Source organism: Nitrincola sp. (assembly GCF_048264025.1).
Classification (GTDB): Bacteria; Pseudomonadota; Gammaproteobacteria; order Pseudomonadales; family Balneatricaceae; genus Nitrincola.
Genome location: NZ_JBLXDN010000007.1, coordinates 80,740 through 97,383 on the forward strand (window position 1 = coordinate 80,740; position 16,644 = coordinate 97,383).

The window sequence follows — 16,644 nt, forward strand, 5'->3', positions numbered from 1 at the left end:
ACTGACCGCTTTCGACCTGTCAATCGGATAACCCATGATAACAACAGACTCAGATCTTTGCCGCTCGGCTTCGGTATTAGTGGTAGATGATGAATCCGGCATGCGCAGCTTCCTGCAAAAAGCCCTGCAGAAACATTTCGGGCTGGTTGAAGTCGCAGGCAGCATCGAAATAGCTGAAGAGATACGTAAACGCTGCCACTTCGACCTGCTTATTGTGGATGTAAAACTGCCAGGACGCTCCGGCATCGAATGGCACGAAGCTTTACAGGATCCGAACCGACATAGTGATGTTATCTTCATGACCGCCTATGCTGAGTTGGACACAGCCATTCAGGCACTGCGTGCTGGTGCCGCCGACTTTATTCTGAAGCCCTTCAGGCTGGAACAGATGATGAATGCGGTCAGACGGGTACTACAGCGTCGTCTGCTGGCTCGGGAAAATTTTTTGTTACGACGTGAGGTCACCCGTTACATCGCCGCCGATACGCCTATGCTGGGTGACAGCGCAGTGATTAAACGACTCGAAGCCGTAATTCAGCGCGTAGCCCCCACGCCTTCCCCGGTTTTAATAGAGGGAGAATCCGGCACAGGTAAAGAACTGGTAGCCCGGGCGCTACACCATCAATCCGGCAGAGAGGGTGCATTTGTGGCGATTAACTGTGGTGCCATAGCCCCCGATTTGCTGGAAGCCGAACTGTTTGGGCATACCAAAGGCGCCTTTACCGGCGCTGATCGTGCCCGCGAGGGGCTATTTACCTATGCCGCCGGTGGTACGCTGTTTCTGGATGAGATAGGCGAAATGCCCTTAGCTATGCAAGCCAAGCTGTTGCGGGCGCTGGAGCAAAAAAGCATTCGTCCGGTCGGCAGTGAACGCGAGGTGCCAACCCATGTGCGCATCCTGGCCGCCACCAACCGCACGTTGAGTGATGAAGTCAGGCAACAGCAGTTTCGTGAAGACCTGTACTTCCGCCTGAATGTGTTGACCCTGACCCTGCCTCCTCTGCGTGAACGCAGTGAGGATATCCCGCAGTTGGCACACTTCTTTTCCCGGCGCCTGTCAGATGACCTGGGGCTTCCTGCCGTGCCTTTCAGCCATGAAGACCTGCGTGCCATGCAGGCACACCATTGGCCCGGCAACATCCGTGAACTGAAAAATTTCATTGAGCGCTGCATTTTGCTTGGACACCTGCCATTGGAAGAACTTCAGCCACGGGACAATGCAGCTTTCAGCAGCTCAGGCTATCCCAGTTGCTGGCCATTGGAAGAAGTTGAGAAACGGCACATATTGCGGGTTCTGGAAGCCAGTGAGGGTAACAAGTCCGCCGCCGCACGCCAGTTGGGTATCGCCAGGAAAACGCTTGATCGTAAACTGAGTGGCTGGCAGCAGGACAATGACAGTCTGACAGGAACCGATTAATGCCCGGCCCCTGGAAACACTCGGTTCGCGGTAAGCTACTGGCACTGATACTACTGCCCATTCTGCTGACATTTGCCGCTCTGATCGGCTTAACCGCCTACTGGACCACCACCTATTCAGATCGCCAACTCTATATGAAGGTAGCGTCTGATCTGGCCGTAGCCCGCAGCACCCTGCAGATGATGCAGGACCGGCAACTGGAACGTCTGGAACAACTCAGCCATACCTTACAATTGCATCCCTACCTGATCAGCAATGATCATCAGGCGCTTAACCAGATGATCAATGACCTACGCCAGAAGCAGCAATTTGATTTTTTACGCCTGCTGACTCCTGAGCAACTGCAGCAGGATCTGGACTCACAACCCAGTATTGCGCAGTTGAAGGATCAAATTCTTGCGGGTAACAGCCTTAAAGGGCTGTCTCTGATTGATGCAGAGGAGTTACTGACCTTAAGCCCCGCACTGGCTGAAAAAGTTAAAGTGCCGGTGCTGGACACTCCCCGCGCCAAGCCCTCTGACAAAACCCTGGAAACCCGCGGCATGTTCGTGCGCACCCTGCAGCCAATATTTGATGCCAGGGGTCAGTTACGCTATGTATTGGACGGCGGGGTGCTGTTAAATCACAACCTGCAGTTTGTCGATACCATCCGCGATCTGGTTTATGGTCAGGATGCGCTGCCGGATGATGGTCTGGGAACAGTCACGTTGTTTCTCGACGATGTCAGAATCACCACCAACGTACCGGCACAACATCAGCAGCACCCCAGCAGGCAAGAATTCGAACGTGCGATCGGCACGCGCATCTCGGCTGAAGTCTATGAGAGAGTGTTGCTGGAGGAGCGTCTTTGGCTTGATCGGGCCTTTGTAGTAAACGACTGGTTTATCAGTGCTTATGAGCCTATTTACAGCTTAAACGACAAGCTGATCGGGGTTCTGTATGCCGGTTTCTCAGAAAGCCCGTTCATTTATATGTATCGCCGTAATCTTGCCGAGCTAGGTATTACACTGGGCCTGATTATGCTGTTATCAGGTTATTTTGTCTGGCACAGCGCTTACCGCTTACTCAGCCCGATCAAGCGTATTCACCGCTCGGTGATGGCGGTGCGTCGTGGTGATACCCATGCGCGGATCGGTACACTGAAAGCCGAGAATGAGTTTGCTGACCTGGCCCAGCAGTTCGATAACATGCTGGATGAGCTGGATCTCCGCCAGGATACCATCCGTCAGGCTGCTGAGCGTCTGGAGCAGAAGGTGGAACAACGTACCCTGAGCCTGCAACAGAAAACCCAGGAACTGGAACAACACATTGAGCTGCTGAAGGCTACTCGGGCTGAACTCTTTACCAAAGAGAAATTGGCGGTACTGGGTGAGTTAACCGCCGGCATTGCCCATGAAATCAATAACCCGGCAGCGGTCATTCTCGGGCACATGGACCTGCTGCAAGCGGAATTGGGTGAGGGCTGCCTGGTACAAAGTGAAATCGATACAGTGATCGAACAGGTCTACCGTATTCAGGCAATCATCAATAACCTGTTGCAATACAGCCGCCCCGGGCAGGTTATCGACCAGATGCAAACGCTCGACGTTAACGCCGTTGTGCAGGATACCCTGGCGCTGGTGCACTACGCGCTGAACAAAAAAGGCATTACAGTACACAAGGATTACACCAGTGTCTGCTCCGTGGAAGGTAACCGACAACAGGTACAGCAGGTACTGGTAAATCTGTTATTGAATGCCGCCAATGCCATGCCCTGCCAAGGCAATATCTGGCTATCAACTCATCCATGGCAAGCCGAAGACGGTGCCAAAGGCGTAGAAATCAGCGTACGTGATGAAGGCAGTGGCATGAGCGCTGAGGTACAGGCACGCATTTTTGAACCTTTTTTCACCACCCGGGAGAATGGCAATGGGTTGGGCCTGTCCATCAGCCGCTCGCTGGCGCGGCGTTATGGCGGTGATATCTGCGTAAGCTCTGAGCCGGGAAAAGGCAGTCAGTTCAGTGTCTATCTGCGTGAGAAAGCCCTGTTGAATCAGGAAGATGAAGAAACCATGCGTCAGTTGTTATCCGGTTTCGGCGTGGTCTGATCGGCATAAAGAAAAAAACGCACCTTATCGCCTGGAGCCACATCACTTTCAGGAGGCAGTACAGCCAGCGCATTGGCCCAGATCGCCGATGTCAGTACACCGGAGTTCTGATTCGGGTAAGCATTCAGCTGCCAATGATCATCTTGCCAAGTCGCCTGCACCCGCAGGTATTCCTGGCGTATTTTAGTTGCAGCCGAAAAACTGGCTAGACCTGTGAGCCAGTCGGGTTCACCTGCTGCCTCACCCGCCAGGCGCGCGAGTACCGGCTTAACAAACACCTGAGCCCCCACAAAGGTTGACACAGGATTGCCCGGCAGACCGATAAAAATACTCTGATCTATCCGACCAAACGCCACAGGCTTACCCGGTTTCATCGCCAGACGCCAGATGGCCAACTCGCCCAAAGATTCTACAGCTGGCTTAATATGATCCTCTTCGCCCACGGATACACCACCGGTCGACAGCACCAAATCAGCCTGGTCGGCGGCGCGGCGGAGCGCTGACTGAGTTTCCGCATAGGTATCGCCTACCTGTTCAAAACTAACCACCTCGGCTCCCAACGCTTCCAGAAAACCCTGCAGTAAAAACCGATTAGAGTTGTAAATCTGGCCAGGCTGCAGCGCCTTCCCAGGTTGAACCAGCTCATCACCGGTAGATAAAATGGCTACGCTAACTTTTCGAAATACCGCTAACTCGGCAATACCCACACTGGCAAGCAGACCTAAATGACGATAATCCAGACGCGTTCCGGCTTTAAGGATTGTGGCTCCCCGGCGGATATCCTGCCCGGCCCGACGGATATTCTGGCCAGGCTTCAAGTCTTCCGGCACCAACAGATCATCAAAGGCGGTAAAGCTTACGGCTTCCTGCATCACCACCGCATCAGCGCCTGGAGGAATCTCCGCACCGGTAAAAATGCGTGCGCAGGTGCCCTGAGTCAGCGGCCCAGGTGACCGCCCCGCTGCCACACGCTGACTGATAGGCAAAGGTGCCCCAGCATCAGCCAGACGTAGCGCATAACCATCCATCGAGCTGTTATCAGCCGGAGGGACGTCACAGGTCGATTGTATATCCTTAGCTAAAACGCGCCCGGCCGCCTTGGATATGGCCACCTGCTCAATAACCTCGGCCAAGGGGGTTAATTGCAGCATGGCACTCAGTGCCTGATCTACAGGCATCAGATTATCGGTTGGTCTCAACGTACGTCCCTCAGTGTCACACATTCAGCTATGTAACTGCTTGCCATTTAACAAAATGCCGACAAAATTACACGGACGGTGACGGCTGTCTAATTGCTCCAGCAAGATATTTTTCCAGGCGGTTTTACACGCACCGGTGGAGCCAGGTAAACAAAAAATAGCCGTACGATTCGCCAGGCCTGCCAGGCAGCGTGATTGAACTGTAGACGAGCCTATTTCCTGCCAGGACACCTGCCGGAACAGCTCACCAAAGCCTTCGATTTCAGTATCGAACAGCGGTCGCAAGGCTTCGGGTGTCGAATCCCGGCCAGAAAATCCGGTACCACCGGTAGTCAGAATCACCTGAACACCCGCATCAGCAATCCACTGACTCACCACAGCCCGCATCTTGTACACATCATCAGGGATGAGTTCCCTACTAACCAGTTTATGACCAGCCGCTTCCAGCAGGGCTACCAGCGTATCACCAGAGCGGTCTTCAGCCAGGGTACGGCTATCTGACAGGGTCAGCACCGCAATATTCAAAGCTACCGCCTCAGTCATTATTGTGCTCCCTTTTTCGCCGCTTCACGAGCGGCAAAGGCAGCCAACTGTTCAGGTGTGGCTGACTGCTGATACAGATCTTTCCACTGCTCATAGGGCATGCCATAGACATGTTCACGCGCTTGATCATAATTGAGTGTTTCACCACGCGCTTCGGCAGCCGCCATCAACCACTTTGCCAGGCAATTGCGGCAAAAGTCGGCAAGAATCATCAGATCGATATTCTGCACATCCTTGTTGTCATCCAGGTGCTTGAGCAACTGCCGAAAAGCAGCTGCTTCGATTTCAGTTGTGGTCTGGGCATCAAGGTGTTTCATGGTTCACACTTCCTTAGGCAGAGTAATTTTTAACCTGATTATATAGATAGAGACAGGACTGTACATAAGAAACAGCCATGTCGGGTGAGGAACATGGCTGTTGGGGGTTACGGGGTGTCTGTGGTGCAGATCAGTTCCCGGTTTTCTTTTTTATCGCGTCGTACCACTGGTCGTGGTGTTGTTTCGCCCAGGATTCATCGACATAGCCGGTTTTCATCCCTTCAAAGGCACCTTCGGTTCCAATAGTACCTATGTAGATATGTCCGAACGCAGCCGCCATCAATACCAGTGAGGCCACCGCATGGATTATCAGAAACAGCTGCATGGTTTCACGTGGCTGACCGAAGTTAGGGAAATCCAGCACCAAACCAGAAACCACCACCGTCAATCCAACCAACACCACCATCCAGAACCATATCTTTTCACCACCGTTCAGGTAGCCAGCCGATGGATGCCCCTTACCGACAATACCACCACCCTTAAGAAACCATTTCAGATCGGTCATATTGAAAAAATTGTGTTTCAGCCATTTGACGATCATCACCAACACACCCAGTGCAAACAAGGGCCCCAGGTAGTTATGGATATTTTTCGCCGCTATCATCCAGCCCGCCCAGACACTGGTCGGCAGAATCGGCATCAAAAACCATTTGGCGTACAGAATCGACAACCCAGTAAGCCCAAGAATGATGAACAACACGGCGACATACCAGTGAATGGCTCTGTCCCAGCGTGTCCAACGTTCAATAGTCTTACCGGTACGCGGATTTTCCAGCTTCACCTGCCCTACCAGCAGGTAGAATAAAGTGATCGCCAGCAGACTACCTCCCAGAGCGATAGCACCGCCTGGCGAGATCCACTGATTACGGATGTCTTTCCAGCGTTCGCCTTCAAGCATGATCAAGGTATCAGCACCTGGACTATTTGACTGTGTCCTGCCACTGACACCCTCCACGGCATCACGCCAGAAATCTGGCGTGGTTCCTGGCATAGATTGAAATGCCTCACGGCGCGTATCAGACTCTTGAGCCAGCGCTGTTACTGGCAGTGCTAAAAGCACCGCCAGTAACAACATCAGCCAGATCTTAACGCCACCCTCTGACCCATGTTTTTCCATAGCTATACACTCTGCGTTGCATCATAAGCCAGATCAGCGGCATTTTTAGCCAGCTGCTCAGATTCAGCCGCTTCATGTTCAACTGAACTCCAGGCACTGTTGCGATGACCACGGTAGACTACACGCTCACGGAAGATATCCGCCACGTCTTGCGCATCACCGGCCAGCAGCGCCTTGGTGGAGCACATTTCGGCACATAAAGGCAGCTTACCCTCACGCAGGCGGTTAGCGCCGTATTTCTGCTCTTCCAGTACCGGATCATCTTCCGGACCACCGGCACAGAAGGTACATTTATCCATCTTGCCACGCGCACCAAACGCACCCTGCTGCGGGAACTGTGGCGCACCAAACGGACAGGCATACAAACAGTAGCCACAACCGATACAGGCATCCTTGTTGTGCAGGATCAGACCGTCTTCAGTCGGATAGAAACAATCGGTCGGACAGACTGCCATACAAGGCGCATCCGTACAGTGCATACAGGCCACCGAAATGGAGGTTTCCTTACCAACTTCGCCATCGTCCAGGGTGACCACACGACGACGCTGAATTCCCCATTCGGTTTCATTGGCATTTTTACAGGCCGTTACACAGCCGTTACACTCGATACAGCGCTCTGAGTCACATAAAAACTTCATACGAGCCATGGATTTTCTCCTCATAGGCCCTCCGCTCTCAGCAGGGGCCCAGCTTTATTTTTCTATGGGTTCAGGCCGCTTTCTCGATACGGCATACAGTACACTTGGTTTCCTGCATCAAGGTCACCGGATCATAGCCGTAGGTGGTCACTGTATTGACAGCCTCACCCAGTACGTAGGGATCACTGCCTTCCGGATACCGGCCACGCAGGTCTTCACCCTGGAACTCACCACCGAAGTGGAACGGCATAAAGGCAACATTACGGTCAACACGGTTAGTTACCAATGCTTTGACACGCACCTTGCCACCCTCTGGTCCATAAACCCAAACGGTATCACCATCAGCGATTCGCAGGGTGTTAGCGTTGAACGGATTGATCTCGACAAACATATCCTGCTGCAACTCGGCCAACCAGGGGTTGGAACGGGTTTCATCACCACCGCCTTCATACTCAACCAGACGACCCGAGGTCAGAATGATCGGGAACTCAGCCGAGGTGTCGCGATCCTGAATGGATTTATACAGCGTTGGCAAGCGGAACAGGTCATCAAAATCATCCCAGGTTGGGTATTTATCAACCAGGTCACGACGGGTCGTATAGAGTGGCTCACGGTGCTTGGGAATAGCATCCGGGAAGGTCCATACTACGGTACGGGCCTTACCGTTACCAAAGGGGGCACAACCATGCTGAATAGCAACGCGCTGGATACCACCCGACAAGTCAGTCTTCCAGTTTTTACCTTCAGCTTCGGCCTGCTCTTCAGCAGTAAGATCACCCCACCAGCCCAGTTGCTTGAGCATATCAGCGGTAAACTCCGGATGACCATCACCGATTTCATTGCCAACAGGTGCGGAGCCTTCAGCCAACAGTGTTTCGCCATTACGCTCGACCCCAAAGTTAGCCCGGAAGCCCAGTCCACCGTCTTTGACCGGCAAACTGGTGTTATACAGAATATGCGTGCCAGGGTGCTTCATTTCAGGTGTGCCCCAGCAAGGCCATGGCAATCCATAGAAGTCATTGTGTGCATCCGTTCCCACCGCACGCAGGCTGGTGAAATCAAACGCATGCCAGTTTTGCTGATGGTATTTCAGTCGCTCAGGACTTTGCCCTGTGTAACCGATGGTCCACATACCGCGGTTGTATTCACGCACGATATCTTCAATCAACGGCTCATCACCGTTAACCTGAATATTCTTAACCAACTCGTCAGCCAGGCCCAGTTTTTTCGCCAGCAGGTAGATAATTTCATGGTCTGACTTGGACTCGAAATGTGGCTCGATGACCTTATCACGCCACTGAATCGAACGGTTTGAAGCGGTAACTGAACCGTAGGTTTCGAACTGGGTACAGGCCGGCAGCAAATAGACACCATCGGTGCGATCGTTCATGACCGCGGCAACAGTTGGATAAGGGTCAACAATGACCATCATATCCAGTTGCTTCATGGCTTCGCGCATTTCCGGCCCACGGGTCTGGGAGTTAACCGCGTGGCCCCAGTAGAACATCGCACGAATGCGGTCTTTCTGCGACATGTTATCCGGATCTTCCAACACCCCATCCACCCAGCGGGAAACCGGGATACCGGTAGCATTCATCGGTACACTACCGCGGTGTTCATCCTGGTCAAAGCGTGCTTTCAACCAGTCAAAATCCACGTCCCATACACGCGCCCAGTGCTTCCACGAACCCTCGGCCAGTCCATAGTAGCCTGGCAAGGAATTGGATAGCACACCAAAGTCGGTCGCACCCTGCACGTTATCATGGCCACGGTAGATATTGGCACCGCCACCTTCTTTACCCACATTACCCAGCGCCAGCTCCAAAATGCAGTAAGCACGGGTGTTGTTGTTACCGGTGGTATGCTGCGTTCCGCCCATACACCAGACCACACAACCTGGACGATGGTCAGACAATAGCTTAGCGGTATCGTACATGGTTTGTTCGTCAACGCCGGTGATATCCTGCACCACTTCCGGCGGGAACTGCTTCACCTCTTCACGAATTTCATCCATGCCATAGACACGTTGTGCCAGATACTCGGTATCTTCCCAGCTATTGGCAAAGATATGCCACAACAATCCCCAGACATAGGCCACATCGGAGCCAGGACGAATACGGACATACTGGTGTGCGTGTGCAGCGGTGCGGGTAAAGCGGGGATCAGCCACCACGATCTTACAGTTGTTACGCTCTTTGGCGATCAACGTATGCTGCATGGATACCGGGTGCGCTTCAGCGGCGTTGGAACCGATAAACAGAATCGATTTACTGTTCTGCATATCGTTGTAGCTGTTGGTCATCGCACCATAGCCCCAGGTATTGGCTACGCCAGCTACCGTGGTGGAGTGACAGATACGCGCCTGGTGATCGACGTTATTAGTGCCCCAGAGGGATGCGAATTTACGGAACAGATAGGCCTGTTCATTATTAAACTTGGCAGAACCCAACCAGTAAACAGAGTCAGGACCGGATTCGGCACGAATAGACTCAACCTTGTCACCGATTTCATTGATGGCCTGTTCCCAGCTGAGGCGTTTCCACTGCCCGCCTTCAAGCTTCATCGGGTATTTTACCCGACGGCTGCTATGACCATGGTGCCGCAACGCCGCCCCTTTAGCACAGTGAGAACCCTTATTGATCGGATGATCAAACGCCGCTTCCTGGTAGGTCCAGACGCCGTTCTGGACATGCGCATACACACCGCAACCCACTGAACAGTGAGAACAGATGGTACGCTTGATCTCAACGGGTGCTGATGACCTGGGCGTTGCCGCTTCAGCCGGGCGAATCATACCCTTACCCAGCAGTCCGCTGGCAGCAATACCACCCGCGGCCAGCGTTGTTCCTTTCAGGAAACCACGACGACTGACACCTAAGCGATTATGTGGATTATCCAGTGACTGATCACTGATTTTTTTATTCAGACGCATCTTCATCCCCTCAATTATTCGAGTGTGTGACAGTCCGCATCAGCGACAACTGGCGTAATAAGAACGGATGTGATCCGTTTCATGGTAACCCTGCTGATTCGCATCAGACGTCTGAATCTCAGGGGCCTCGGTGTCTGCTATAGCACTGCCTGCTGAGGCGGCTATACCCGCCGCTGATGCAACAGCCACACCACGCAGAAACTGTCGGCGTCCATTACTGACAGGTTGATTAACAGGTTTATTGTTATGCATGTTTGCTCTCCTCATCCTCGCAGATGCACACTTTGAACGGCATCCGGAATTTTTTGTAAATGCACGCTTTCTGTTTTTATAAAGGCTTGCCCCAGCATCGCTACGGCATGATAAAACACGGCACTGGGTGCCTCGGCCATATCAGCAAACAGCTGACCTGCCCAGGCATTCAAGTGACGTTGAAAAAACACCGCCTGGCGCTCGCGGCTATCACCCTGTTGAATCAACAGGCTCATCATCTCCAGCTGTACAGAAATATGGTCTTCTGGTTCTTTTACGCCCTCATCACGTTCATAACCCAGCAGTTGCAGGTCATTGCGCAATTCAATCAAGGGCGCCTCCATCAAGGATCCGGTCAGATACCAGGATGCAAACGGGGTTAATTCGCCCTGAGAGATACCAATGAACAGGTTCAGGTATTCATCTTCCAGAGATTGATGCTTTGTGCGAGCGGCGGCCATACGCAGCAACTCCCATGCCTGAGACATGGAGTTGGCTGCGCTGCGATCCAGTTCCAGTGATGCCAGAAACTCCAACAGCGCTTCAGAAGGATGACTGCGGCACAAGGAAGCCAACAGGGCATAAATATCTGCACGCAACGCATCTTCTTCACTTAACGATGTTTGCAACTGTGCATCCTGGGGATTGAACGTCTCCATCCTCACTCCTTAAAGTCTCAGTTGTGCTGTAGGATCGGCGGCCAATTCGCGGTAGCTGTCTCTGACACGACAGTCATCGCACATCTGCAGACGCTTGGCGGCCTCACCTTGAAAATAGGGATGCGCTTCAAGTTTCTGACTAATTTTTTCGATGGTACTTTTAGTCGCGAACGGCTTGGAACAGCGGATACAGTGAAAAGGCTCTTCCTCTTTTAGCGTACGTACTTCACCGCGAGTACCCGCCGCCGGTGCAAAGCGAGCTTCAAGACTAATTGCACGTTCAGGGCAGCTAGCCTCACACAAACCACACTGCACACAATCGCCTTCCAGAAACGCCAGCACTGGAGCTACGTCACTGGCACTCTTGAGCGCGGAAGTCGGGCATACCGACACACAACTCATACACAGGGTACAGGCTGATTCGTCAACGAGTACTTGGCCATACGGGCTACCCTTAGGTAAAGAGACAGGGGTTTCATTTGCCTCGCCCTGCTCTATCAAACGGTCTAGCGCAACATTGATAGTCTGACGTTTGCCCTCATAGGGAAATATCATCCCCTTGGGCAAACCTTCCCAGGATTCCAGGCTTGCATTCAGTGCACTGAGTGCATCCGGCATAGCATCGGCAGTAACCACGGAAATGCGTGCATGTGGATGACCGATGGCCTGTAACAAGTGTCCGGTTAAGCTGACTTCGTCTTGCAACTGTTGTTTAAGCGTTGCGGGGGTTTCCTCATCAATCAGGATAGCGATATAGGTCACACCATAGGCCAGTAAGGATAGCCAGGTGTCGGCTCCCAGTGCGCCCACCTCTTCCAGTGCCACAGGAATTACATGCGCAGGTAGTTGATCCATTTCAGGGCTGTAGTGCTCAGCATGAATCATCAAGGCCGGTCTTTCGCCACCGGCTTGAAAATAGCTGTCCAGACAGTTACGTAAACGATCCAGTTGAGTAGCGGGCTTAGGTGCAGCAAAGCTCAGGGCACCGGTAGGACACACGGTGGTACAGCTGCCAGCACCATGACACAAATGGGTATCAACACTGATTTGAAAGTCATGACTGAGGGTGTTGTTATGGCTGCTGATCGCGTCGGCCGGACAGACATCCAGACAACGGGTGCAGCCCATATTGCCACGGTCAGCATGCGCACAGATATCATGGTTAACCTGCACGTACTGCGGCTTTTCAAACTCACCGACCATGCTGGCAATCTCTTCCAGCGCATCGGCAAGACGATTCGCGTCCGCTCCGATAGCAAAGTAGCCGGGAGGAGATAATTCGGATGCAATCACCGGGTCAGTATTAAGGTCCAATACCAGATCATAATGGGGTTGTCCGGCGGTGGCTTCTGCCGGGTTGATCTGTTGTCCATCCGGTGCGCTAAGGCGCAGTTGAAATGCTCCCAGCCAGCCGCTCAGTGATACGAAAGGCAAATACAAGGGAGTCAACTCAGGAGCTGCCTGCATGGCACGCTCCAGGTGCTCATCATCCTGGTTTGACACCTGCCCCATCGCCAGCAGGGTTTTGCTGCTGGCGCCTACAACCTGCGCAGCCACAAGACGAATCAGATCCTCAGGGCCGATGATTAGCAAATGCCCACGACTGGTATAGCTGATCACGCCATCCTGCATCGCCATCAACGGCGGCAGGGCATTGAGTGCCTGCTGTCGGGCACGCGCATTTAACTCAGGTGTGGCCGTAAAGGCCTGATGCATAATTAAACTATTGGGTTTCATTGACTCTCTCTCAGGCTCACCTGCACGCTTGTTATGATTCAGGTGGTCGAGTTGTAGTTATTTATAGGTTATTGCAATTTAGAAGCCAGTTTTATCAACCTGAATTACACAACTGAATCACCTATACACCGACAAAAAAGCATGCTTAATAAAAAAGCGGGTCATTTTGTCTCCTCCTGGGTAGTTTTTTCGGGGCGATCTGGACCAACAGTCTCCGCCGACTCATCAACAGCTATTTTTTGTCTATCCGCCTCTACACCCGCCAGGCTATCACGCGCCTGCTGCATTGCATCTTCCAGTTGCTGCTCTGCCCAGCCGCGTACTTTTTCACCGACGACAGCAACCAGTTTCTTCGGTTGCGAATAATCCAGATTGTATTCATCCAGTGGATCACGGAAGTTAAATTCAGGCTGATGAAAGTATTTACGCAACGCCTGACGCTTCAACTCAGACGAAACACCCGTCGAAAAGAAAGCCGACATATCACTGCGGGAATCAATTGTGTCGATATCCGGCATATCCTCATCTGTGAGAGGCTCGACTTCAGTCGCCGCTTGATCAGTAACGTCCTCCTGCTCCGCAAGCTCAGCATTCTGAACAAGCCTGACGTCTGAATCAGCGCGGTTCGCTTCGCTATCATGCGGGTCAACATCAGGCAAAGCCTCTTCACCAGTCTGCTTGATACGCGACCAGCGATTCAGAAACCCTTCACTCATGCCGCACCTCCACTTGCTTCACCCGCTGCCTGGGCCCGTAAACGGCGCTTACCCGCCTTAGGATCCTCTAACTCACCATGCTTCGCCATAAACTGCTCCAGCCATACATAGATAGCCTGAGGCATGGGAATACTCAGCACTGGCTGCCCGGCATCCAGGTGGTCAGCCGCAAGATCCTGCGCCACCGATAATTTTCGCGGCTCCAGCTTGCCGGCTTCCACCTCTTCGCAGATCACAAACAGAGTAGGCGCCTGAGCACTCAGATTAAAACGATAGGCCATACGCTCATCGCGATGAAGTTGTAAACACAACTGAAACGCCTCAGGTTCTTCAGGCTTAACGGCGCTGATCTGCGAAATTTTCCAGGATACCGATGGCCAACCGCGTGACTGAGTTTCCTGTCGATCCAGCACTACCCACAAGGGCCATTTATCCGATGTCGGACCATGATCTGACTGTGCCATACCCAACTCCTGTTATTAGTTTTCGTTAACTATCAGTGTAGGTCAGAGGCAAGTAATGTGCCGCATTACCCAAGCGCCTGAGTCGCCAGCCCTGCTATACTCATCACCGACATAGAAAAGGGTCAAATAATCACACACCCAGACCCGTTCGGGACAAAATGACCCATCTCATCACTCTGGAACTTTGCCAGCATCGCCCTTAAACCGTCTATCTGGCATGCTCGGCAGACTGGTACAAATGTTGCTGATTAAACCAGTGAACAACAGGCTAAGGATCGACTATGACTGATAACCCCGGTTTAGTAATGACACAGGCACGTGCCTCGTTGACACGTATTGCACAGGTCATGGATGAGCAGGGTGACTGGCGGGAACAAGCACTGGCCTGCGAAAGACCTCTCACGCTTTATCTGAATAAACGCGAGATAGTCACCCTGATGACGCTGGGCGAAGATCCTGAGGCACTGGTGCTCGGCTATTTACGCAATCAGGGGTTAGTAAATCGACTTGAAGATGTGCTGGCTGTTCAAGTCGACTGGGAGGTAGAAGCCGCTGCTGTCGTCACCTCGCATACGCCGGATGATATAGAAGCCACACTGGCCAAACGAACTGTAACTACTGGCTGTGGACAGGGTACGGTTTTCGGCAACCAGATGGAGCGCTTAAAAGGCTTACAGCTGAGCCAGTGGACGCTGAAGCAATCGCAGATTTACCACTTGCTCGACAGCCTGAATCAACACAACGACACCTACAAAAATGCCGGTGCGGTGCATGGCTGTGCTATCTGCTCAGCCGAAGGTGAGGTGCTGAGCTTCTGTGAGGACATAGGTCGGCACAATGCGGTGGATACCCTGGCCGGTCGGCTGTGGCTGGAAGGCATTAACAGTGACGATAAAATTTTCTATACCACTGGTCGCCTGACCTCTGAGATGGTAATGAAAACCGCACAAATGGGGATCAGCGCACTCTTATCCCGCTCGGGTGCCACCGAAATGGGACTGCAGATCGCCAATGAACTGGGCATTCTTATGCTCGCTCGCGCTAAAGGGCGACACTTTCTGGTATTCAGCGGCCAAACACGCCTGGAGCTGGATGCCAAGCCCACGCCATTAGCACGATCAAATAAACGGAGGTCTCAGGATGAGTGATCCAACCCCATCCCCTTATATGACTGTCAAAGATGCGGCGGCTTACTTGCATCTGAATGAAAAAAAGGTCTACCAACTTGCCAGTGATGGCCATCTGCCTGCCACCAAAGTAACCGGAAAATGGTTATTCCCCCGCAAACTCATTGACCAATGGCTGCTGGAATCCAGTCATCACGGCGTACTCAGTGACCGGCTGTTATTTGCTGGCAGTGATGATCCTTTACTAAAAGCGGCACTGCTAAGAATTATGCAACAGCAGCAGTACCAGGCACTCTACAGTTATATGCCCACTGGCACCCAAGCGGGTTTATCATTACTGGCGCAGGGATTGATAGATTGCTGTGCCGTACACTGGGGACGGGCCGAAGAAAGTCAATTACGCCACCCGGCACTGATTCGCCAGTATGCCGGTTCACGCCACTGGGTACTGGTACATCTGTTCAAGCGCCGACAGGGTCTGATGCTGCGCAAAGATGACTCCGACACGCTACTCAGCGAACCCACAGCAATGTTACGCAAGCGCTGGGTGATACGCCAGGAAGGTGCTGGATCCCAGCGCTTTCTAAAAGACTGGCTGCATCAACAGAATCTGCCTTTTGACAAAATACACGCCAGCGTGCGAGCTCTCACCGAAACCGAAGTCGCTTCTGCCATTGCCCGAAATCTGGCCGACATAGGTCCAGGCACTGAAGCCGCGGCCATCGAGTGCGGTCTGACCTTTGTCCCTGTGTATCAGGAAGCCTTTGAGCTGGTGATCCCCAGACAGGTATTTTTCAGGACGTTACTACAGCAATTATTTGACTGGCTACAGAGCCCTGAGGGCCGCCAAACCGCCACCAAACTGGAGGGCTATGATCTAAGTCAATGTGGAAAACTTATTTGGAATGGTGAAGTCAAAGACTCGTAAAAATATTTGTGCAATGCACAAAAAAATACTTGACACAGGCTCTCATACCCCTATAATCGGACGTATTGTGCAGTGCAACAAAAACACTGCATAGATCATTAAATATTAGGAGAGACTCTCATGACAAACACTGTTGATTTCCAGAAGCCTGTTGAAGCCGCTAAAAACCTGATTGCCCTGCAGACTGAAACTCTCAGCAAAACTGTTGAGCTGCAGAAAAAATCTGGCGAAGAGCTGGTTAACTTTTTCAAGTCTGAAGCTGAAAAAGCTAAAAGCCTGAAAACCCCTGAAGAAGTGATCAAGTTCAACACTGAAGCTAGCACTTCACTGTACAGCCTGCTCAAAGCACAGGGCGAAGCTTTCACCGCTTTGGCCACTGAATCCAGCAAAACTGTAATGGCTGAAATGCAGAACTTCGGTAAGTAATCTTACCTGTTCGCCGCTCCTGCGCATCCATGCGCACGCGGCATGCAGTACATTCTGTACATAAAAACACCCCGCTTGCCGGAGT

The 16,644-nt window shown here is 52.4% G+C and carries 16 protein-coding genes; 5 read left to right on the forward strand and 11 right to left on the reverse strand.

The window, feature by feature from the left end; all coding sequences use genetic code 11:
* The first annotated feature begins 34 nt into the window (after window positions 1–34).
* A complete protein-coding gene (locus ACN0R1_RS07415; protein WP_417581439.1) occupies window positions 35–1,417 on the forward strand; it encodes a sigma-54-dependent transcriptional regulator in 1,383 nt (460 codons plus the stop codon).
* A complete protein-coding gene (locus ACN0R1_RS07420) occupies window positions 1,417–3,504 on the forward strand; it encodes an ATP-binding protein (protein ID WP_417581441.1) in 2,088 nt (695 codons plus the stop codon). Before ACN0R1_RS07415 ends, ACN0R1_RS07420 begins: the two co-directional genes overlap by 1 nt.
* Here the strand turns inward: ACN0R1_RS07420 and glp are convergent.
* From glp to ACN0R1_RS07475, 11 genes are all read right to left on the reverse strand, one after another.
* Window positions 3,474–4,703 carry a gephyrin-like molybdotransferase Glp gene (gene glp, locus ACN0R1_RS07425; protein WP_417581443.1) on the reverse strand — a complete coding sequence of 410 codons (1,230 nt, stop codon included), beginning with the start codon at window positions 4,701–4,703 and terminating at the stop codon, window positions 3,474–3,476. The genes ACN0R1_RS07420 and glp overlap by 31 nt on opposite strands.
* 24 nt (window positions 4,704–4,727) lie before the next feature.
* Window positions 4,728–5,246 (reverse strand): molybdenum cofactor biosynthesis protein B, encoded by a 519-nt coding sequence (gene moaB / locus ACN0R1_RS07430; RefSeq protein ID WP_417581445.1) that lies wholly within the window; start codon window positions 5,244–5,246, stop codon window positions 4,728–4,730.
* Entirely contained in the window at window positions 5,246–5,563 is a 318-nt protein-coding gene (locus tag ACN0R1_RS07435) for a DUF1244 domain-containing protein (protein WP_417581447.1), read from the reverse strand. Before ACN0R1_RS07435 ends, moaB begins: the two co-directional genes overlap by 1 nt.
* A gap of 130 nt (window positions 5,564–5,693) precedes the next feature.
* Entirely contained in the window at window positions 5,694–6,680 is a 987-nt protein-coding gene (locus ACN0R1_RS07440) for a formate dehydrogenase subunit gamma (protein ID WP_417581449.1), read from the reverse strand.
* A 2-nt stretch (window positions 6,681–6,682) separates the two neighbouring features.
* Entirely contained in the window at window positions 6,683–7,327 is a 645-nt protein-coding gene (fdh3B, locus tag ACN0R1_RS07445; RefSeq protein ID WP_417581451.1) for a formate dehydrogenase FDH3 subunit beta, read from the reverse strand.
* Between the two features lie 61 nt (window positions 7,328–7,388).
* A complete protein-coding gene (locus ACN0R1_RS07450; RefSeq protein WP_417581453.1) occupies window positions 7,389–10,250 on the reverse strand; it encodes a molybdopterin-dependent oxidoreductase in 2,862 nt (953 codons plus the stop codon).
* A 39-nt stretch (window positions 10,251–10,289) separates the two neighbouring features.
* Entirely contained in the window at window positions 10,290–10,502 is a 213-nt protein-coding gene (locus tag ACN0R1_RS07455) for a formate dehydrogenase (RefSeq protein WP_151054120.1), read from the reverse strand.
* A gap of 11 nt (window positions 10,503–10,513) precedes the next feature.
* Complete coding sequence (locus tag ACN0R1_RS07460; protein ID WP_417581455.1) at window positions 10,514–11,161, reverse strand: TorD/DmsD family molecular chaperone; 648 nt, start codon at window positions 11,159–11,161, stop codon at window positions 10,514–10,516.
* A 9-nt stretch (window positions 11,162–11,170) separates the two neighbouring features.
* Entirely contained in the window at window positions 11,171–12,898 is a 1,728-nt protein-coding gene (locus tag ACN0R1_RS07465) for a 4Fe-4S binding protein (protein ID WP_417581457.1), read from the reverse strand.
* Window positions 12,899–13,059: 161 nt separating this feature from the next.
* Window positions 13,060–13,614: a DUF3306 domain-containing protein gene (locus ACN0R1_RS07470; RefSeq protein ID WP_417581459.1), complete on the reverse strand. Its 555-nt coding sequence runs from the start codon at window positions 13,612–13,614 to the stop codon at window positions 13,060–13,062.
* On the reverse strand, window positions 13,611–14,078 hold the full coding sequence (locus tag ACN0R1_RS07475; RefSeq protein ID WP_417581461.1) for a DUF3305 domain-containing protein: 468 nt from the start codon (window positions 14,076–14,078) through the stop codon (window positions 13,611–13,613). The genes ACN0R1_RS07470 and ACN0R1_RS07475 overlap by 4 nt, the downstream gene beginning before the upstream one ends.
* A gap of 281 nt (window positions 14,079–14,359) precedes the next feature.
* On the opposite strand from ACN0R1_RS07475, the gene fdhD reads away from it, so the two are divergent.
* The 3 genes from fdhD (at window position 14,360) to ACN0R1_RS07490 (ending at window position 16,559) form a co-directional block, all read left to right on the forward strand.
* Window positions 14,360–15,226, forward strand: coding sequence for a formate dehydrogenase accessory sulfurtransferase FdhD (gene fdhD / locus ACN0R1_RS07480; RefSeq protein ID WP_417581463.1), 867 nt, complete (start codon window positions 14,360–14,362; stop codon window positions 15,224–15,226).
* Window positions 15,219–16,133: a substrate-binding domain-containing protein gene (locus ACN0R1_RS07485; RefSeq protein WP_417581465.1), complete on the forward strand. Its 915-nt coding sequence runs from the start codon at window positions 15,219–15,221 to the stop codon at window positions 16,131–16,133. Before fdhD ends, ACN0R1_RS07485 begins: the two co-directional genes overlap by 8 nt.
* Window positions 16,134–16,253: 120 nt before the next feature.
* The gene (locus ACN0R1_RS07490) at window positions 16,254–16,559 is read left to right on the forward strand and encodes a hypothetical protein (protein WP_417581467.1); all 306 of its coding nucleotides are present in this window, start codon (window positions 16,254–16,256) and stop codon (window positions 16,557–16,559) included.
* Window positions 16,560–16,644 lie beyond the last annotated feature (85 nt).